Genomic DNA, 19,296 nt, shown 5'->3' with positions numbered 1-19,296 from the left:
ACTTAGAGAGTCCAGTACAAGAGGTCGGAGGAAAGGCGCTTGCTGTCGAGCACCGAGCGCAGGTCGCAGACCATGCCGCCGCGCTTGACCAGGGTCGGCAGGTCTTCCCAGATGGTTTCCATGGTTTCGCGGTGCGGCACCGCCAGAATCAGCACGTCCATGTCGCGGAACTCCTCGCGCGGCACGAGCTTGATGCCGTACTCGTGCTCCATCTGCTCGACGTCGACCATCGGGTCGCACGCCGTCGGCGTGATGCCGTAGGCGCCCAGGGCGTTGTACAGATCCACCACCTTCGAATTGCGGATGTCCGGCACGTTTTCCTTGAACGTCATGCCCAGGATGCCGACGCGGGTGGAGGCGTCGAGGCGGCCGTTGCGCGCCAGGGTCTGGACCACGCGCGAAGCGACGTGGCTGGCCATGCCGTCGTTGATCCGGCGGCCCGACAGGATGACCTCGGGGTGGTAGCCCATCTCCTGCGCCTTGGAGGTCAGGTAGTACGGGTCCACGCCGATGCAGTGCCCGCCCACCAGGCCGGGGGTGAACTTCAGGAAGTTCCACTTGGTGCCGGCGGCGGCCAGGACTTCCGACGTGCGGATGCCGACCAGGTCGCAGATCTTGGACATCTCGTTCATCAGCGCAATGTTGATGTCGCGCTGCGTGTTCTCCAGCACCTTGGCGGCCTCGGCCACCTTGATGGAAGAAGCGCGGTGCACGCCGGCGTCGATGATCTGTTCGTAGACCCCGGCGATGACTTCCAGCGAGGCCTCGTCCTGGCCGGACACGATCTTGACGATCTTCTCCAGCGGATGTTCGCGGTCGCCCGGGTTGATGCGTTCGGGGCTGTAGCCCAGCTTGAAATCGACGCCGCAGCGCAGACCCGAGGCGCGTTCCAGCTCGGGACCGCAGATTTCCTCGGTGGCGCCGGGATGGACGGTGGACTCGAAGACCACGATGCATCCGGGGCGCAGCACCGGGCCTATGGACTGGCAGGCGCGCACCAGCAGCGAAAAATCGGGGTTATTGCGTTCGTCGACGGGCGTCGGCACGGCGACCACGAAAAAATCGCAGCCGTCCAGTTCCGAGACCTGGTGGGTGAACTGCATGGGGGAAGCAAGCAATGCATCGCGTTCGATCTCGCCTGTCCAGTCATCACCCTCTTTCAGTCGCGCGATTCGCCGCTTGTCCACATCAAAACCGATGACATCAAAGCGCTTGGAAAATGCCACTGCTACCGGCAGGCCGACATATCCAAGGCCACACACTGCGATTCTCTTTACCACGGGGGACCTCACTGTTTTCGTCGTGTCGTGCGACACTAGAAATTGACATCCAAAGACGAGTAATCGACATGACATCGAAATACGTTCGTGTTTGGACGGGCGTATTGCTTGTAGATTGTTTACATCCAGATACCCGGCTGAGCTTGCCGAGCGACGAGCCCACGAATCGTAGATGGGCCGAACAGCAAATTTCTTTCTAAAAATTTATATTGCTGTGGAAATAAATCGGATCGGTCGCAATAAACCCCGGGAAATCCCTCAAACGATTACATCCATTACATAAATGGCAACATAATCGCGCCCGGATATTGTTAGTAAATATTGAAATTGGTTTTTGTTGATTTTGATTAATCTGGTTGAAACCATGCGCGCGCTGACCTGGGGTTATTTGCTGATTACCCAATGAAATGTCACCGCTTCAAATTCAAGTCACCACCACGGCAATATTTCAGAAATAAAGACGCGGCCGCGCAGGGCCGGCCGGAATGAAAAAGGCCCGCGCGCAGGCGGGCCTTCGGGCAAGCGGATCCGGCAGGACCTAGGGAACCTCTGAACAAGTCCAACGAACCTGTCAGAATATAAGTTATTGAAAACAGTCCGATCCGAGTGAACCCGATGAGCCAGTTGAGTTTTTCCGAAGCCGAGTACGTTGGCAAACGCAAGAAAACGCGCCGTGAGAAGTTTCTGGCCAAGATGGAGCGTGCGGTGCCGTGGAAGCTCTTTGCCGATCTGGTCGATCCGCATTACCCCAAACCGGGCATCGGTCGTCCACCGTATCCGCTGGAAACGATGCTGCGCATCTACTTCATGCAACTGTGGTTTTCGCTGTCGGACCCGGCCATGGAAGAGACGCTGTACGACAGCTTTTCGATGCGCCAGTTTGCCAAACTGCCTGGAGGTCGTGTGCCGGACGAGACCACCATTTTGAACTTCCGTCATCTGCTCGAGCAGCACAACATTGCCGACCAAGCGCTTGAGGCGGTCAACCTGCTGTTGCAGGATCAAGGCATTCAGGTGCGCAAAGGCACCATTGTGGACGCCACAATTATCGATGCACCCAGCTCGACCAAGAACGCCAGCGGCACGCGGGACCCCGAGATGCATCAGACCAAAAAGGGAAACCAGTGGCACTTTGGGATGAAGGCCCACATTGGGGTTGATCTTCACAGCGGGCTGGTCCACACGGTGGTGGGCACCGCTGCCAATGAGCATGATGTTACTCAGGCGGCTGCGTTGCTGCATGGTGAAGAAACGTTGGCTTTTGGCGATGCCGGTTATCAAGGCGTAGACAAACGACCCGAGCACCAAGGGCGTGACGTAACCTGGCACATTGCCATGCGCCCCGGCAAACGGCGCGCCTTGGGTAACAGCGCAATTGATCGTTTGACGCAAAACATTGAGCGGGCCAAATCCAGTCTTCGAGCCAAGGTTGAGCATCCGTTTCGTGTCATCAAATGCCAATTCGGGTTTCGTAAAGTCAGATTCCGTGGACTGGCCAAGAACACTGCGCATTTGAAAATGTTGTTTACGCTGTCCAATATCTGGATGGCACGCCGCCCGTTGACGGCGGTGGCAGGGTAAGTGCGCCCAAAAAGCGCCAACAGGCCCGAAAACGGGCCTGATCGGGGTGCAAACAACCCGAAAGTGGCGATGATTTGAGCAGTTTTTAACCATTTTTGAATACTTTGGTCATGAGGTCGATTTTTGGATGTTTGAAATCGAGTTCTTCAGACCTTCCCTAGAAGCGGTATTTCAGGTTGAGCATGGCGTTGCGCGGCGCGCCGTAGTAGCCGGTGTTGAAGGTCGTGTCCAGGCTATCGAGATACTTCTTGTCGAACACGTTGTTCAGATTCAGCGTCGCGGTCAGCGATGGGCTGAACTCGTGGCTGGCCATCAAGTTGACCACGGCGTAGGCCGGCTGGCTCGCCGTGACCGTGCGGCCGAGCTGCCAGGGCGTGGCGGAGTAATGGATCCTGCTCTGCCAGTTCACGCCGGCGCCCACCACCGTGCGGTTCCAGTCGCCCGGCAGGCGGTACGTGGTCCAGACCTTGACCAGATGTTCGGGCATGACGGTCTTGATGCGCTTGCCGTCTGCATCCTCGCTGCGGTTGTAGGCATAGGACGCGGACACCTGCCAGCCGGGACTCAGTTCACCGGTCAGTTCCAGGTCCAGGCCGCGGGTCCTGGCGCCCGGCACGGCGCGGTAGGCCGCCACGTTGTCGGTGCCCGGCACGATCTGGCCGTCGTCGGCGATCGCCAGGTTGTCCTGGCGGATTTCATAGACGGCCGCCGACGCCTCCAGCCGGCCATTGGCGAATTCGCCCTTCCAGCCCAGTTCGATGTTCTCGCCCTGGCGCGGGTCCAGCATGCGGCCGTTGCGGTCGCGGTAGTACTGCGGCTTGTAGATCGACGCATAGCTGGCGTAGATCGTGGAGCTGTCGTCCAGGTCGTAGAGCACGCCGGCATAAGGCGTGACCCGGCCGTTTTCCTCGGCCAGCATGTCCTGGTCGAAGGGCCGGCTGGCGGGCGCGGCGAACAACTGCTGGTAGTGCCATTTGTAGTTGCTGACGCGGGCGCCGGCGATCAGCGAAAGCCTGTCGGTCGGACGCAGCCGCGTGGCCAGGTAGGCGCCGCTTTCCCGCGTATAGGTGTCGTTGTCGTAGTTCTTGACCAGGTCCGGATGCACCGACTGATTGCGCCAGCCGTAGAGATTGAACGGATTGGCCGCGGCCGCCCCGCTGACGTCGCGCATCACGTCCGACTTGGTGTCCGACTCGGTGAACGACACGCCGGCCACCAGTTGGTGTTCGCGCCCGAACAGCGTGTACGGCCCTTCGAGATGCAGGTCCAGGCCGGTCTGCACCTGCCGGCTGTTGCCGCCTTGAATCCAGAGCGGCACGCCGGCGCCGGTGACGGGGTTGGCGAAGCCGGCGGTCAGGGAAGCCATCGCGGTCTGGAAGTCGCGCTGGCTTTCCAGCCGGTTGAAGGAGAGCTTGCCGGTCCAGCCGCCGCCCAGTTCCTGGCGCAGCGACCCGAACACCGTCACGGCTTCGACGTCGAAGAAGTTGTTGCGCGCCGCCACGCTGCGCGACCGGCGCAGGTCCGCCTGTTCTCCCGTGCTGTAGAACAGCGGCGTGCCCAGCCCGCCCAGCGTGCCGGTGGGCTGCTTGCGCTGGTAGTCGATGCCTGCGGTCAGTTGCGTGGTGGCGGTCAGGTCGGCCTCGATCACACCGTAGAGCACGTCCTTTTTTTCGCGGTAGTAATCGATGAAGCTGCCGCCGCGCTGCTGCGCGGCGATGGCGCGACCGCGCACGCTGCCCGATGGGTTCAAGGGGCCGGCCACGTCGGCCTCCAGCCGGAACCGGTCCCAGGAGCCGGCCCCCGCCGAGACATGGCCCTGGAACTGCGTGGTCGGGCGCTTGCGCACGAAATTGAGCGTGCCCGCCGGCTCGCCCACGCCGCTCATCAGGCCGGCGGCGCCGCGCAGGACCTCGACGCGGTCGTAGACCACAGTGTCGGCCAAACTGGGCGCGACGTCCTGCGTGCCAACCTCGACCACCGTGGGCACGCCGTCGAGCTGGTACTGGTCGATGGCATAGCCGCGCGAATAGACGTTGAAGCGCTCGCTGCCCATGTTCTGCACCGAGATGCCGGGCGCCTGCTGCAGCACGTCGCTGACGCTGTTGAGGTTCTGGTCCTCGATGCGCTGGCGCGTCATGACGCTGACGGTCTGCGGCGTTTCGCGCAGCGACAGGTCGAGCTTGGTGGCGGTGGCGCTGGCCGGTATGGCGTAGCCGCCCAGCGCCTCGCTGCTTTCGCCCAGCGAGTAGCCGTCGACGGTGACCGCTTCGAGCTGCGCCGCGCCCGCCGGCTCACGCACGATGGCGTAGCGGCCGGCGTCGCCTCGGCGCGCCATCAGGCCGGTGTCGCGCAACAGCGCGGCCAGCGCGGCGTCGGGCGGGTAGGAGCCATGCAGCCCGGGGCTGCGCAGGCCACGCATCAGGGCCGGGTCGTAGACCAGNATGGCGCGACCGCGCACGCTGCCCGATGGGTTCAAGGGGCCGGCCACGTCGGCCTCCAGCCGGAACCGGTCCCAGGAGCCGGCCCCCGCCGAGACATGGCCCTGGAACTGCGTGGTCGGGCGCTTGCGCACGAAATTGAGCGTGCCCGCCGGCTCGCCCACGCCGCTCATCAGGCCGGCGGCGCCGCGCAGGACCTCGACGCGGTCGTAGACCACAGTGTCGGCCAAACTGGGCGCGACGTCCTGCGTGCCAACCTCGACCACCGTGGGCACGCCGTCGAGCTGGTACTGGTCGATGGCATAGCCGCGCGAATAGACGTTGAAGCGCTCGCTGCCCATGTTCTGCACCGAGATGCCGGGCGCCTGCTGCAGCACGTCGCTGACGCTGTTGAGGTTCTGGTCCTCGATGCGCTGGCGCGTCATGACGCTGACGGTCTGCGGCGTTTCGCGCAGCGACAGGTCGAGCTTGGTGGCGGTGGCGCTGGCCGGTATGGCGTAGCCGCCCAGCGCCTCGCTGCTTTCGCCCAGCGAGTAGCCGTCGACGGTGACCGCTTCGAGCTGCGCCGCGCCCGCCGGCTCACGCACGATGGCGTAGCGGCCGGCGTCGCCTCGGCGCGCCATCAGGCCGGTGTCGCGCAACAGCGCGGCCAGCGCGGCGTCGGGCGGGTAGGAGCCATGCAGCCCGGGGCTGCGCAGGCCACGCATCAGGGCCGGGTCGTAGACCAGCACCAGGCCGGCCTGCGCCGCATAGCGGTTGAGCGCCGCGTCCAGCGGACCGGCCGGAACGTCCAGCGTCGCGGCGGCCTGCGCCAGGGCGGCGGCCGGCAGCGCGGCGGCCGCTGCGCCGCCCAGCGTCAGCGCGCAATGCAGAATGCCGCGGAACGCGTGTCGGCGAGGTAGGTGCTTCATGGTGTGGAACCCTTCAGGTGTGGAACTGAAGGACAGGACGGCCGGGCATCGAGAAGCGCGCAATGCCGTTACAAATCAGCGGAGCGTAATGCGCAGCACGCCGGGCAGCACCCGCTCGACGCGGATCGGCAGCAGCTCCTCCAGGGCCTGCAGCGCCTCGTCGCCCTGCAGCGGCATGACGCCCGACACGCGCAGGCCCTGCAACGCCTGGCGGTCGAACCAGAAATAGGCGCGGCGATGGCGCGCCAGCTGGTCCAGCACGTCGGGCAGCGGCGCATCGCGCACCGAGATGCGCCCATGCGCCCAGGCCTCGGCGCCGTCGGCGTCGATCGCGCGCAAAGGCCCCAGGCCCTGGCGCGTCATGCGCACCGCCTGGCCCGCCGGCACGGCGGCGCACGGTTCGGCCTGCGCCGGGCAGACCTTGACCTGCGATTCGGTCACCAGGACTTCGGTGGCGCCACGCAGTTGCCTGACCACATAGCGCGTGCCCAGGGCCGTGGCCTCGCCCTGTTCGGTGCGGACCACGAAAGGACGGCGCGCCGGGTCCGCGGCCACTTTCACCAGCACTTCGCCCTGGCGCAGCATGATGCGGCGCTCAGTACCGGTGTAGACCACGTCGACCGCGCTGTCGGTGTTCAGGACCAGCGTGCTGCCGTCGGCCAGCCAGAGTTCGCGCAGTTCGCCCACGTGGCTGCGGTGGTCGGCCAGCAGCCAGGCCGGCGGCGCGTAATGCAGCAACAAGGCGGTCAGGGGAGCCAGCAGCGCCAGCGCAAGCAGGGCCCGACGGCCCTTGGTGCGGGATTTCCGGCCAGCGGAAAGTATGGCGGGCGCTGCGCTCGCGCCATTGGCGGCAGGCTTCGCGGTCTTGCGCGCTGACCTCGCCCGAACTCATGAGGCCGTGCCAGTCGGCGGCCTCTTCGAGCAGTTTGCGCTGGAGGCTGTCGTCGTTCACGGCCCCGGGTTCCAGCCCGCCTGCACGAATGCGTCGCGGCAGGCAAGCAAGGCCAGCGCGATATGCCGGCGCACCGTGGCCTCCGACACTTTCAGCGCCAGCGCGATGTCTTTGTGCAGCATGCCGTCGAACACGCTCATCAGGAAGGCCTGCCCAGCCTGCCCGGGCAGCCTGTCGATGGCCAGGCTCAGCGCGGTCAGGGCCTGCACCGCCGCGGCCACGCTTTCCGAGGAGGGCGCGCAGCCCGAGGCGTGCAGGGCGGCGTAAGTGTCGAGGTACGCGCGCTCGATGTCCTGGCGGCGGCTTTCGTCGATGATCAGGCGCCTTGCGATGGTGGCCAGCAGGGCGCGCGGTTGCAGCACATCTTCGACGCCGCCCCGCTGCAGCAGGCGCAGGAAGGTGTCCTGGGCCAGGTCTTCCGCCGACGAACGGCAGCCCAGCTTGCGCCGGACCCAGCCGAAAAGCCACGCATGATGCTCGCTGTAGAACAGGTCGAAAGTGCTGCGACGCTTGAGCAAAGACATGGAACGGACTGTGCGATGGCTGCGTGAGTAGAGTGCTCCGAATTCTAAATGATATTGATTCTTTTTGTTAATAGAACAAAAAAGAGCCGCGACGGACCGGACGAAACCGGCCCGCCGCGGCTCGCGGCGCCCGCGCGGATCGGGCGCGCAGGCATTAGAAATGCACGGCCTTAGAAACGCACGGCCAGCCTGAAGATGCCGGACTGCTGGCGATTGCCGCCGCCGAACTGGGCGTCATAGGCGAAGCCGGCCGTGGTGTTGCGCGTGATCGCCACTTCGGCGCCCAGACCCAGCACCGCGGCGTCGCGCGCGATCGGCACGCCCGTCACCGAGAACGTGCTGCCGCCGTCGAACGCCAGTTCCTGGCGCGGCTTCACGTCGCCCATGGCGTGGCGCCAGCCCAGGGTCGCGGTCAGGCGGCCCGGCGCGCGGTCGGAACCGAACTTCCATGCGCCGCGCAGGCCCAGCGTGGTGCTGGTCACGTCATCGGTGCTGCCCTTGCCGTGCAGCGCCGCGGTGCCGCCCGATTCCTCGAAGTCGCGCGTGCGGACCTGGTTCCAGGCCAGGCCGGCGAACGGCTCGACGGTGTAGGCGTCGCCCAGCGGCAGCTTGTAGCCGAGTTCGGTGAACAGCTGCGTCGAGGACGCGCTGTACGACGATTTGAGCTGCTGGTTCAGGCTGCCGGCCGCGACGTCGCGCTTGGTGTCGATGTCGTGCCAGGTGTAGGCCGCGCCCGCCATGAAGCGGATGTGGCCGGGGCCGGCCGCGAAGTTGCGGCCGCCGAACAGCGTCGCCGTATAGCTGTCGATGCTGGTGCGCGAAGCCACGTCGTCGATCGAGGCATGGCTGCCGGTGTAGCCGACCGCGCCGCCCAGGCGCCAGCCGCCGCCCACCTCGCCGTCGCCGCCGACGAACAGGCCGCCGGCCGATTGGCTGAGGCTGGAGGCGTTGCCGTCGCCGCCGAAATGGCTCCAGTTGCCGAAGGCCTGCGCCCAGATCGGCGATGCGCCGCTTTGCGGCATGGCGTCGGACGACGACGCGCCCAGCTGCGCCGTGGGCCGTCCCGCCAGCATCGGCGCGTCGAGGTTGCCGCGCAGATGCGCCAGCGGCAGCGAGCGCACGGTGTCGGCCTGGCTTTGCAGCACGCTGGCGGTGCTGGCGTAGGCTTCGCCCGACAGCTGCTTCAGGGCCGAGCGCGCCTGCTCCGGCGTCATGGTGAGCACGGCCGTCGCCACCTGGCTGGCGCCCGTGGTCTTGTCCGCGGCGATGCCGCTGCCGACCAGCTGCGATTCGCCGGCGGTGGGCGTGGACGATCCGCTGCCCGTCACGGGGGTCTTGTCGCCGCCGGTGGCGGGCTGGTCACCGCCCGTCGCGGGCTTGTCGCCGCCGGTCGCGGGCTTGTCGCCGCCGGTCGCAGGCTGGTCGCCGCCGGTCGCAGGCTTGTCGCCGCCCGTCGCAGGCTTGTCGCCGCCGGTCGCAGGCTTGTCGCCGCCGGTCGCGGGTTTGTCGCCGCCCGTCGCCGGCGGTTCTTCCTTGTCCAGCGCGTCGCCCACGCTGCTTTCGTTGTCGGTGCCGCCAATGTCGCCGATCGGCACGTCATTGCGCGCCAGCGTCATGAACGCATTGTTGGCGTCGTAGCTGAGCGTGGGCGTCAGGAACGCATACGAGCTGGTGGCGCCGGTGAAGCGGCCCTGCACGCCGCCGTCGGCGGTCAGGATGTTGTAGGTGGTGCGCGGCGCGTAGTTGCCATTGGGTCCCACGTGCGCCACGGAGCCGTCCAGCCTGGCCACGCCGGTGACGTGGATGCGGTCGCTGGCGTTGCTGGCCGGATCGGCGTGCACGCGATAGATGGTGTTCTCGCCAAAGTCGAGGTTGCCGTTGATGGTCAGCGTGCCGATGGGCGAGCCGTCGTTGCCGGGCGACACGACCGCGGTCGGATACAGCGTGGTGCTGCCCAGCTGGCCAACGCCGGCCAGCACGACTTCGCGGCCGATATCGACCGGGCCGTTGAGCTTGCCGTCGATTTCCAGCGCGCCGTCGGCGATCAGGATGGGGCCGGTCAGGCCGCTGCTGTCGGCGGTCAGGATCACCGAGCCCGGGCCGGTCTTGACGAAGCCCTGCGTGCCTTGCAGCGGGTTGTCGATGATGTCGACGAACTGGCCCGAAGCATAGGTGCCGTCGCCCACGACGATGGCCGGCGGATTGCCGCCGCTGCTCACCAGGGTGATGGGCGCGCCCTGCAGGCGATAGCGGTCGGTGGCGAACTGGATGCCGGACACGCGCACCGGGCCTTCGACGTTCACCACGCCGGTCTGGCCGGCGAAGATGGCGTAGCCCGCATCGGGCAAGGCGCCGGTGGCGTTGGTCGGGCTGCTCCAGTTCGCGCTGCCCGCGTTCCAGGTGCCGCTGCCGCCGCCGGCGCGGGTGGCCGAGGCCAGGCCGTCGCCGTTCCACAGGTTGGTCGTGCTCGGGCCCAGGATCAGGTTGATCTGCTTGTCGCCGGTCAGCGTCTGGATGGTCGCGCCGGGCGTCGAGTCGCCGGTGACCGGACCCAGCGTCAGGCCGTTGCCGCTCAGGGAACCGGTGTACGACATGATCCGGTAGTAGCCGGCGTTCACGCCCAGCGTGTTGACCGAGACGTTCAGCGTCGTGTTGTTGAGCGCCACGTCGCCGCGCACGGTGATGTTGTCGCCGGTGCCGGGCTGCGTGATGGGCAGGCCCGCGTAGCCGGTCTCGAAGTCGAACACCGCGTTGTTCATCGACACATTGCCGTTGACGACCAGATTGCCGTTGGAGACCCCGGTCGGCGTGCCCACGGAATAACCGGGCGCCACGCGCGCATTGCTCACATTGAGATCGCCGTTGATCGAACCGAAGCCCGCGATGGTGCCGTTCGATGTCGCGTTGACGCCGCCGCCCAGCGTGACGCCCGCCCCGCCGCCATTGCCGCCGATCACCAGCGTGCCGCCGCTGACGTCGACCCCACCGGGAAAATTGACCGAACCGTCAAACACCCGCGTATCGCCCGACGTCACGGTCAGGTCCGCAGCGATGACGCTACCTCCGTAGGACGCGCTCAGCGCGAGCGTCGCCGTCAGCCATTTCTTCGTGCCCTGTATCAACGTAGATACTCCCTATCTCGATTAATCGCCGCATTAATTCCGCATTACCGAATTGCTGTAAAAGTGTTTTTACGTAACAATCCGGCCTGCCTGAAATTGAATGGGCTTCCGCGAAAAAAGGACGCAATGTATACCGCTTTTTTGGCAATAAAAAGAATTAGCGGTCAAACAAGGGCTAGATAATTGAAATAGTGCGATTGGATACCAACCGCATGATTTCATTGGCTAAATGGATGGCATCCGGTTTGTTCAGCGTGCATCTGCGGATACCATCTTTATTATCGAAGCGGCGATATTCGGATACCATCCTGATCCACGAATTCCAGGCCGGATCGCAGTTGTTCTGAAGCCATTCAGAAATAACTGGAAATAAACCCGGCTGGCGTCCCTGCAACCCGATTTCGAGAATCTTCATGCGTTTTCGCTCCGCAACCGTTTCCGATCTGCCCGCGCTGGGCGCGCTTGCGCTGGCTTCCAAGGCTCACTGGGGTTATTCGGCCCGGCAACTGGAGCAATGGCGCGACGACCTGACGCCGCATGCGTCGTGGATCGGCGCGCGGCCGTTCGTGGTGGCCGAAAACGATGACGGCCTGATAGGTTTCTACACGCTGGAGCCTGGCGGCGACGGCATCTGCGCGCTGGACAATCTGTGGATCCGCCCCGGCCTGATCGGACAGGGCTTCGGCCGCCGCCTGTTCGCCCACGCGGCCGATCGGGCGCGCGCGCTGGGCGCGACGGAAATGCACATCGACGCCGAGCCCCATGCCGAACCGTTCTACCTGTCGCGCGGCGCCCGCCGCCTGGGCGCGGTGGCCGCGCCCATCGACGGCGACCCGGCCCGCGTCAGGCCGCAGTTGACGCTGCGCCTCGAACCGGCTTGAAGGCGCCGCCGCCCTAAAATCGGGCAAGCATGGCCTGTGCGCTGCAAGCGCATCCTCTTGCCCGGGCATGTCGCTTGCCCGCCGGGATACCGGTATACGCGCCGGTAGCACGGCCGGCGCGGGCGGGCTATTCGCGGTTCGCGGCGAAATGCTCGCGCGTCAGCTTCACCACCAGCGGCGACAACAGCACCAGCGCGATCAGGTTGGGCACCGCCATCAGCCCGTTCAGCGTATCGGCCAGCAACCAGGCGAAATCGAGGTGGGCGATGGCGCCGAACGGCACGGCGATCACCCAGACGATCCGGAACGGCAGGATGGCGCGCACGCCCACCAGGAACTCCCAGCAGCGCTCGCTGAGATAGCTCCAGCCCAGGATCGTGGTGAAGGCGAAGATCGCCAGCGCCACCGCGATGACGTAGCGGCCGATGCCGGGCAGCGCCGCGTCGAACGCGGCGGCCGACAGCACCGCGCCGCTGGCGCCGCTGGTCCACAAGCCCGAGCACACGATGACCAGGCCGGTCATCGTGCAGATGACGATGGTGTCGATGAAGGTGCCGATCATCCCGATCATGCCCGAGCGCACCGGGCTCTTGCTGGTGCCCGCGGCCTGCACGATGCCGGCGGTGCCCAGCCCGGCTTCGTTCGAGAAAATGCCGCGCGCCACGCCGTAGCGCATGGCGGCCATCACCGCCGCCCCGGCAAAGCCGCCGGTGGCCGCGACGGGCGAGAACGCATGCGTGAAGATCAGCGCCAGCGCGGTCGGGATGGCCTCGGCCATGACGATCAGCGCGATCACCGACGCCACGATATAGGCCACGCACATGAACGGCACCAGCGCCTCGGCCACCGCGCCGATGCGGCGGATACCGCCCAGCACCACCAGCCCGATCAGCGCCATGGAGACCAGGCCGGTCACCCAGTCGGGCACGCCGAACGACGCGCCCAGCGCGTCGGCCATGCTGTTGACCTGCACCATGTTGCCGATGCCGAATCCGGCCAGGCCGCCGAACAGCGCGAACAAGGCGCCCAGCCAGGCCCATTTCGGGCCCAGGCCGTTGCGGATCGCGTACATCGGCCCGCCGGTGAATTCGCCGCGCGGGTCCTTCTCGCGGAAGTGCACGGCCAGCAGCACTTCGCTGTACTTGGTGGCCATGCCCACCAGGGCCGTCGCCCACATCCAGAACAGCGCGCCCGGACCGCCCAGGAAAATGGCGGTGGCCACGCCGGCGATATTGCCGGTGCCCACCGTGGCGGCCAGGCTGGTCATCAGCGCCTGGAACGGGCTGATCTCCCCGGTGGATTCGTCGCCCTTGGCGCGGCTGCGCCACGCCAGGCGAAAGCCCGCCGCGATCTTGGTCAGCGGCATGAAGCCCAGCCGCAGCATGAGGAACAGGCCCGTGCCCAGAATCAGCACCAGCATCAGCGGCCCCCACACCAGGCCGTTGACGCCGTTCACTATCGAATCGAGAGTCTCCATATGTGTCTCCTCTTGGAACAAGCCTAGATTGTGCACGAGCCCCGCGGCCTGGCCGTTGTCGGGCCGGCCGCGGCTGCGGTATATATGTCCTCGATAGAGCGATAAACGGAGACAGGCATGCGGGACCACAATCTGGCGTTGTTGGCATTCACGGAATCGCCTGCTCCGCAGGTCGTCTGTCGTTCCCGCAAGATATCCGAGTGCAATCACGCGTTCGCGCACCTGTTCGGCTACAAGCGCGAAGAGCTGGTCGGCGAATCGATCCTCAAGCTGTATCCGTCGCGGGCGGACTACCACGAGATCGGCCAGCGCTGCCTGAATCACCTGCAGAGCAATTGCTACTACGAAGACGAACGCTTCATGCAGCATCGCAACCGCGAAATTTTCTGGGCCCGCGCGCGCGGCATCACGCTGACCTCCGACGATCCTTTCGACCTGATGATCTGGAGCTTCGAGCGGATCGCCGACAATCCGGTCAAGACCGCCAACCTGACCCGCCGCGAGCGCGAGATTTCCGGCTACGTCGTCAACGGCCTGAGCTGCAAGGAGATCGCCGCGCGCCTGAAGATTTCGCACCGCACGGTCGAGGTGCACCGCGGCCGCATCATGCGCAAGCTCGAGGTCAAGAACACCGCCGAGCTGGTCTCGCGCATCATCATGGTCGACCGCAAGGCCTGAGGCTTGCGGCCGGCCGTCAGCGCGAGACGCTGCCGGTGCGGCTCACGCCGGCCGCCAGGTAGCCGCCGTCGACGGCCAGGATGTGGCCGTTGATGTAGCCCGCGCCCGGCGAGGCCAGAAAGACGATGGCCTCGGCGATCTCCTGCGCGGTGCCCAGGCGGCCCACCGGCAGCATGGCCTCGAACGCGGCGCGGGTTTCCGGCGTATAGGCGTCGGCCGTCATGGCGGTGACCACCGGCCCGGGCGCGACCGCATTGGCGGTGATGCCGAGCGGGCCCAGCTCCATGGCCAGTTGCCGGGTCAGGCCGATGACCGCGGCCTTGGAGGTGCCGTAGGCGGCGCGGCCGATGCCGGCGCGCACGCCGCTGATCGAGGCGAGGTTGACGATGCGGCCGTAGCCGCGCGCGGCCATGCCGGCGGCCGCGCGTTGCGCGCAGCGGAAGGTGCCGGTGACGTTGACGGCGAGAATCCGCTCCCAGTCGGCGATGGGGTAGTCCAGCAGCGGCGCCACGCCCATGATGCCGGCGCTATTGACCAGGACGTCAATCGGGCCGAGCGCGGCCTCGGCTTCCCGGAAGGCCTGCGCCACCGAGGCGCCGTCGGTCACGTCGATGGCCAGCGCGACGGCCTGGCCGCCGGCCCCGGCGATCTCCTGCGCGCATGCCAGCGCGCCGTCGCGATGGAGGTCGGCCACCGCCACCTTGTCGCCGCGCGCGGCCAGCGCCTGGGCCGCGGCCCGGCCCAGGCCCGAGGCGCCGCCCGTGACCAGCGCGACATGGGTTCGTTCTTGCTGCATGGAAGCTCCCTTGCCGGATGCGCGGCGTCATTTGCCCAGCATCATTTCAGGCAATAGGGTGACAATGGCCGGGAAGGCGAACAGGATGGCGGTGGCGATGAATTCCATGATGACGAACCACCAGGCGCCCTGGAAGATCTTGGTCAGCGGCGTGCTGCGGTCTATGCCCGCGATGACGAAGACGTTCAAGCCCACCGGCGGCGTGATCAGGCCGATTTCGCACATCTTGACCGCCAGGATGCCGAACCAGATCGGGTCGAACCCCAGCGACACGACGGTGGGGAACATGATCGGCAAGGTGATCACCAGCATCGAGAATGCGTCCAGGAACATGCCCATCGGCACATAGGCCAGCAGCAGCAGGATCACGATCAGGGTGGGCGAGACGTCGGATGCGACGATCACTTCGGCGATCTGCTGCGGCACCTGCACCAGGCTCAGGAAGAAGCTGAAGATGCCCGCCCCCAGCATGGTGAAGAGGATCATCACGGTGGTGGTGATGGCGTTGCGGAAGCTCTCGTACAGCTTGCCGCGCAGCGAGCCGCGCGCCTGCGCCGCGCACAGCAGCATGATCAGCGCGGCCAGCGCGCCCACGGCGGCCGCCTCGGTGGCCGTCACGATGCCCAGGTAGATGCCGCCCAGCACGATCACGAACAGCATCACCACCTGCCAGCCGTCCTTGAGCGAGGCCAGGCGTTCGCCCCAGCCATGGCGCGGCAGCGGGGCCGCGCCGACGCGGCCGCTGGCCGCGACGACCCAGATGCCCGCCACGAACACCAGCGTGGACAGCAGGCCCGGCAGCACGCCGGCCACCAGCATCTTGCCGGCCGAGACTTCGGTCAGCGCGGCGTAGAAGATCAGCAGCACGCTCGGCGGAATCAGCACGCCCAGCACGCCGCCGGCGGCCACGGCGCCGGCCGACAGCCGCGGGTCGTAGCCCGCGCGCTTCATCTCCGGAATGGCCACCGCCCCGACCGTGGCGGCGGTGGCCACGCTGGAGCCGGACGTGGCGGCGAAGCCGGCGCAGGTCAGCACCGACGACATCGCCAGGCCGCCCGGGAAATGGCCCACCCATTTGCGCGCCACGTTGAACAGGCGCGCGCCCACGCCCGCATGATGCGCAAACGCGCCCATCAGGATGAACAGCGGGATGACGGTCAGCAGGTACGAGGCCGACTGCGCGTACGAAAACGATTTCAGGCGGTTGAGGACGAAGCCGAAGTCCTCGACCATGACGATGCCGGCGACGCCGGCCAGGCCCAGCGCGGCGAACACCGGCGTGCCCAGCAGCATCAGGACGAAGATCAGGCCGGTGGCGATCAGCGTGGCGGTAGTGGTGTCCATGCCGGCTCCTCAGTGCATTGCGGCGGTCGCGGCGTCGGCCGCGCGCCTGGGCGCGCGGCTGCACAGCGCCCGGACGGCGCAGAAGAGCATCTGCAGCGCGCCGAACCACAGGCCGATGGCGACGGCCGCCTTGGCCCACCAGATCGGGACCTCGACATAGCCCCAGCGGAACTCGCGGATCGCCACCGATTCGATCGCCTCGCCGGTGGCCGGATAGGCCAGCACGGCCAGCATCGCGGCCGCCAGCAACCAGGCCAGACAGTCGAGCGCGCGCCCGGCCGCCTCCGGCAGCCATTTCCGGGCCATGGTCACGCGGATGTGCGCGTCATCGAGCTGCGTCCAGCCCAGGCCCATGAAGACGATCATCACCATGCTGAGCTCGGACATCTCGAACAGGCCCGGCAGCGGACTGCCGGCGATGGTGCGAAACGCTGCGTCGATGGTGGTGCCGAGCATCATGAACAGCAGGAAAGCCAGGGCGATCGCGCCCATGATATTGGAGAGGGCAAGCAGCAGCTTGCCGAGCGGGGTTTCTTCATTCATGTGGAGGCCGTTCGAAGAAGAAGGCGGCGCGGCGGCGCCCCGCAGGAGGCGCCTGGCCGCGGCCGCCGTGGGTCATGCCTGGGCGGCCAGCTCGTCGAAGCGCTTGAGCGTGCCCTGCGGGTCGTACTTGGCGATGGCGGCGTCGATCAGCGATTGCATGCGCGCGCCGTCGATGCGCGCGGGCTTGGCGACGTTGTCGAGCCAGGCCTGGACTTCGGCGGGCTGCACCAGCGCCTTGGCCTTGCGCTTTTCCTCGTCGGACAGCGAGGAGAACTTCGCGCCTTCGGCCAGCGCCGTCTTGACGTACTGGCGCGCGGCCGCGTCGAAAATCTCGGTGTACTTGCCGCCGTAGATTTCACCCACGATGTCGTTGCACAGCGCCTTGACCGGCTCCGGGAAGGCTTCCCAGGTGCGCATGTTGATGATGGTGGCGGACGGCCCGTGCGGACCGTCGCCGATATCGGTGAAGTAAGGCGCGATCTCGTGCAGCTTGTAGCCGACCGCCGTGATGAAGTCGAACCCGTACACGCCGTCCAGCACGCCGCGTTCGAGCGCGGTGTAGACCTCGGGCGCGGCCATCGGCACGGCGGTGCCGCCCAGCCGCTGGATCACGTCATTGGCCACGCCGTAGCCGCGGATGCGCTTGCCGCGGATGTCCTCCACCGACTTGATCGGCTCGCGCGTGACCAGCGGCGCGTAATACCAGTTGGTCCAGTACATGACCTTGGCGCGGTAGCGCTTTTCCCATTCATCGCGCAGCGGCTGGAACTGCTCGTAGACGTCGCGGCACACCAGGTGCAGCGCGTCGGCGCGGTTCATGCGGTAGTACCACTCCAGGCCGCGCGTGACCGGCAGCTGCGCCTGGTAGTAGCCCGGCGAGATCAGCGACATCTCGGAGGTGCCGTCGCGCACCGCCGACAGGTGCTCGCCCACTTTATTCAGCGACTGCGCCCAGTAGCGGCGCACCTTGACGGCGCCGTTGCTGCGCGTCTCCAGCTGCTTGAGGAACCAGTCGTCCAGGCGCGAAGGCCCGGCCGTCTCGGCGATGTAGCTGTCGAACTTGATGGATACGGGCTTGTCCGCCGCCAGCAGCCGGGACGGCCAGACCGCGGGGGCCGAGACGCCGGCCAGCAGGCCGGCGGTCTTGATGAAATCGCGTCTTCTCATTGTTGTCTCCTGGTGGTTGATTGGGCCGGCCTGTGCGTCAGGCCGTGCCGGGGCGCGCTGCCGTTTCGGCCTGCAGCGCTTCGCGCAACTCCGTCTTGGGAATCTTGCCGTAGCTGTTCTTGGGCAGCTCCGCGCGAAAGCAATAACGCTTGGGGGTCTTGAACGCGGCGATCTCGGCGCGGCACCAGCGGTCCAGCTCCTCTGCCGGCGCCTCCGCGCCCGGCCTGAGCACCACGAAGGCGACCACTTCCTCGCCCCACTGGGCGCTGGGCGCCCCCACGACCGCCACTTCGAGCACGGCCGGATGGCGGGCCAGCACCTCCTCCACTTCGCGCGGATAGATGTTCGAGCCGCCCGAGATGATCACGTCCTTGCTGCGGTCGGTCAGCGTCAGGAAACCTTCCTGGTCCAGCCGGCCGATATCGCCGGTGCGCAGCCAGCCGTCGACCAGCGTGGCGCGCGTGGCCGCTTCGTTGTTCCAGTAGCCCGCCATGACGGCGTCGCCGCGCACGATCACTTCGCCTTCGACGCCGGCCGGCGCGTTCGCCATGGACGCATCGACCACGCGCACTTCCATGCAGCTCTGCGCCACGCCGACCGAGGCCAGGCGCGCCTGCCACCGCGGATGCGCGCGGTCGGCGATGATCTCGCGCGCCAGCGCGGTAATGGTCATGGGGCTTTCGCCCTGGCCGTAGATCTGGGCGAAGCGCGGCCCCAGCACCTGCAGGGCGTCGAGGATGTCGGCCTGGTACATGGGGCCGCCGCCGTAGATGACGGTGTGCAGGCCGCGTCCGTCGCGCCCGTCGCGGCGCGCCTGCTCGACCAGCCGCTTGACCATGGTGGGCGCCGCGAACAAGGACAGCGAACCGCAGGCCTCGGCCGTGTCGAGGATCTCGGCCGGATCGAAGCCGCGGCTGGCGGGCACGATATGGCGCGCGGCGCGGCGCACGTACACGAAGTGGTACAGCCCGGCGCCGTGCGACATGGGCGCGGCATACAGCATGCTGTCGCCGGCCGCCACCGTTTCGACGTCGGCGGCGTAGCACAGCGACATGGCCACCAGGTTGCGATGCGTCAGCATCACCCCCTTGGGACGGCCGGTGGTGCCGGACGTATAGAACAGCCACGCCAGCGCCTGGGGCGCCAGGGCGAGCGGCGCGCGCAGGCCGTCGGCCAGCCCGGCGCGGGCCGCCTCTTCATAGGCAGGGCCGTCGAGTTCCAAATGCAGGCACGCCGCGGGCACGCAATCGCCCGGCAGATCCTGCGCGGTGTCGGTCAGCACGACCCGGGCCTGCGAATCGTCCAGAATCCAGGCCACTTCCTTGGGATGCAGTTTCGGATTGACCGGCACCACCATGGCGCCGATCCACCAGCAGGCGTAGAACAGCTCCAGGTACTCGACCCGGTTCTTCATGAAGAGCGCGACGCGGTCGCCCTCGGTCACGCCGTGTCCGGCCAGCCAGCGCGCCAGGCCGCCGGCGCGCAGCGCAAAGGACCGGTAGTCGGCGTGCAGGCGGTCGCCCTGGAACAGGGCCGGATTGTCGGGATGCAGCAGGGCCGCGGCGTGCAGCCAGTTCGAAATATTCATGATGCGGGAGCGAA

15 protein-coding genes and 1 pseudogene are annotated in these 19,296 nt (G+C 66.7%); 3 read left to right on the top strand and 13 right to left on the bottom strand.

Annotated features, from left to right (window positions below; translation table 11 throughout):
* Nucleotides 1–2 precede the first annotated feature (2 nt).
* A complete protein-coding gene (locus C1I89_RS12500) occupies nt 3–1,262 on the bottom strand; it encodes a nucleotide sugar dehydrogenase (protein WP_102773109.1) in 1,260 nt (419 codons plus the stop codon).
* A gap of 633 nt (nt 1,263–1,895) precedes the next feature.
* On the opposite strand from C1I89_RS12500, the gene C1I89_RS12495 reads away from it, so the two are divergent.
* The gene (locus tag C1I89_RS12495) at nt 1,896–2,861 is read left to right on the top strand and encodes an IS5 family transposase (protein WP_102770808.1); all 966 of its coding nucleotides are present in this window, start codon (nt 1,896–1,898) and stop codon (nt 2,859–2,861) included.
* A 157-nt stretch (nt 2,862–3,018) separates the two neighbouring features.
* On the opposite strand, the gene C1I89_RS12490 is transcribed toward C1I89_RS12495, so the two are convergent.
* The 6 genes and pseudogenes from C1I89_RS12490 to C1I89_RS34080 all read right to left on the bottom strand — a co-directional run bounded on the left by C1I89_RS12490 (nt 3,019) and on the right by C1I89_RS34080 (nt 11,223).
* A complete protein-coding gene (locus C1I89_RS12490) occupies nt 3,019–6,210 on the bottom strand; it encodes a TonB-dependent siderophore receptor (RefSeq protein WP_102773108.1) in 3,192 nt (1,063 codons plus the stop codon).
* A 75-nt stretch (nt 6,211–6,285) separates the two neighbouring features.
* Nucleotides 6,286–6,951 (bottom strand): FecR family protein, encoded by a 666-nt coding sequence (locus C1I89_RS12485; protein WP_146196901.1) that lies wholly within the window; start codon nt 6,949–6,951, stop codon nt 6,286–6,288.
* A 91-nt stretch (nt 6,952–7,042) separates the two neighbouring features.
* Nucleotides 7,043–7,162 (bottom strand): annotated as a pseudogene (locus tag C1I89_RS35740) (FecR/PupR family sigma factor regulator); the annotation flags it as partial.
* Nucleotides 7,159–7,686, bottom strand: coding sequence for a sigma-70 family RNA polymerase sigma factor (locus tag C1I89_RS12475; RefSeq protein WP_102773105.1), 528 nt, complete (start codon nt 7,684–7,686; stop codon nt 7,159–7,161). The gene C1I89_RS12475 and the pseudogene C1I89_RS35740, both read right to left, overlap by 4 nt.
* Before the next feature lie 170 nt (nt 7,687–7,856).
* The gene (locus C1I89_RS12470) at nt 7,857–10,808 is read right to left on the bottom strand and encodes an autotransporter family protein (protein ID WP_102773104.1); all 2,952 of its coding nucleotides are present in this window, start codon (nt 10,806–10,808) and stop codon (nt 7,857–7,859) included.
* Between the two features lie 175 nt (nt 10,809–10,983).
* On the bottom strand, nt 10,984–11,223 hold the full coding sequence (locus C1I89_RS34080; protein ID WP_146196900.1) for a hypothetical protein: 240 nt from the start codon (nt 11,221–11,223) through the stop codon (nt 10,984–10,986).
* On the opposite strand from C1I89_RS34080, the gene C1I89_RS12465 reads away from it, so the two are divergent.
* The gene (locus C1I89_RS12465) at nt 11,222–11,689 is read left to right on the top strand and encodes a GNAT family N-acetyltransferase (RefSeq protein ID WP_102773103.1); all 468 of its coding nucleotides are present in this window, start codon (nt 11,222–11,224) and stop codon (nt 11,687–11,689) included. The genes C1I89_RS34080 and C1I89_RS12465 overlap by 2 nt on opposite strands.
* A 127-nt stretch (nt 11,690–11,816) precedes the next feature.
* Here the strand turns inward: C1I89_RS12465 and C1I89_RS12460 are convergent, their stop codons facing one another.
* On the bottom strand, nt 11,817–13,166 hold the full coding sequence (locus C1I89_RS12460) for an alanine/glycine:cation symporter family protein (protein ID WP_102773102.1): 1,350 nt from the start codon (nt 13,164–13,166) through the stop codon (nt 11,817–11,819).
* Between the two features lie 117 nt (nt 13,167–13,283).
* Between C1I89_RS12460 and C1I89_RS12455 the strand changes: the two genes are divergently transcribed.
* Entirely contained in the window at nt 13,284–13,844 is a 561-nt protein-coding gene (locus C1I89_RS12455) for a LuxR family transcriptional regulator (RefSeq protein WP_102773101.1), read from the top strand.
* Nucleotides 13,845–13,860: 16 nt separating this feature from the next.
* Here the strand turns inward: C1I89_RS12455 and C1I89_RS12450 are convergent, their stop codons facing one another.
* The 5 genes from C1I89_RS12450 to C1I89_RS12430 form a co-directional block, all read right to left on the bottom strand.
* The gene (locus C1I89_RS12450; protein ID WP_102773100.1) at nt 13,861–14,640 is read right to left on the bottom strand and encodes an SDR family NAD(P)-dependent oxidoreductase; all 780 of its coding nucleotides are present in this window, start codon (nt 14,638–14,640) and stop codon (nt 13,861–13,863) included.
* Nucleotides 14,641–14,667: 27 nt separating this feature from the next.
* A complete protein-coding gene (locus C1I89_RS12445; protein WP_102773099.1) occupies nt 14,668–15,984 on the bottom strand; it encodes a TRAP transporter large permease in 1,317 nt (438 codons plus the stop codon).
* Nucleotides 15,985–15,993: 9 nt separating this feature from the next.
* Nucleotides 15,994–16,527: a TRAP transporter small permease gene (locus tag C1I89_RS12440; protein ID WP_102773098.1), complete on the bottom strand. Its 534-nt coding sequence runs from the start codon at nt 16,525–16,527 to the stop codon at nt 15,994–15,996.
* A gap of 72 nt (nt 16,528–16,599) precedes the next feature.
* A complete protein-coding gene (gene dctP, locus C1I89_RS12435) occupies nt 16,600–17,694 on the bottom strand; it encodes a C4-dicarboxylate TRAP transporter substrate-binding protein (RefSeq protein WP_102773097.1) in 1,095 nt (364 codons plus the stop codon).
* A 37-nt stretch (nt 17,695–17,731) separates the two neighbouring features.
* Nucleotides 17,732–19,282, bottom strand: coding sequence for a class I adenylate-forming enzyme family protein (locus C1I89_RS12430; RefSeq protein ID WP_102773096.1), 1,551 nt, complete (start codon nt 19,280–19,282; stop codon nt 17,732–17,734).
* Nucleotides 19,283–19,296 lie beyond the last annotated feature (14 nt).

This window comes from Achromobacter pulmonis, from assembly GCF_002885955.2.
Taxonomy (GTDB): Bacteria; Pseudomonadota; Gammaproteobacteria; order Burkholderiales; family Burkholderiaceae_B; genus Achromobacter; species Achromobacter pulmonis_A.
The sequence above is the reverse complement of the archived record's forward strand: the minus strand, read 5'-3'. Positions and strand labels throughout refer to the sequence as shown.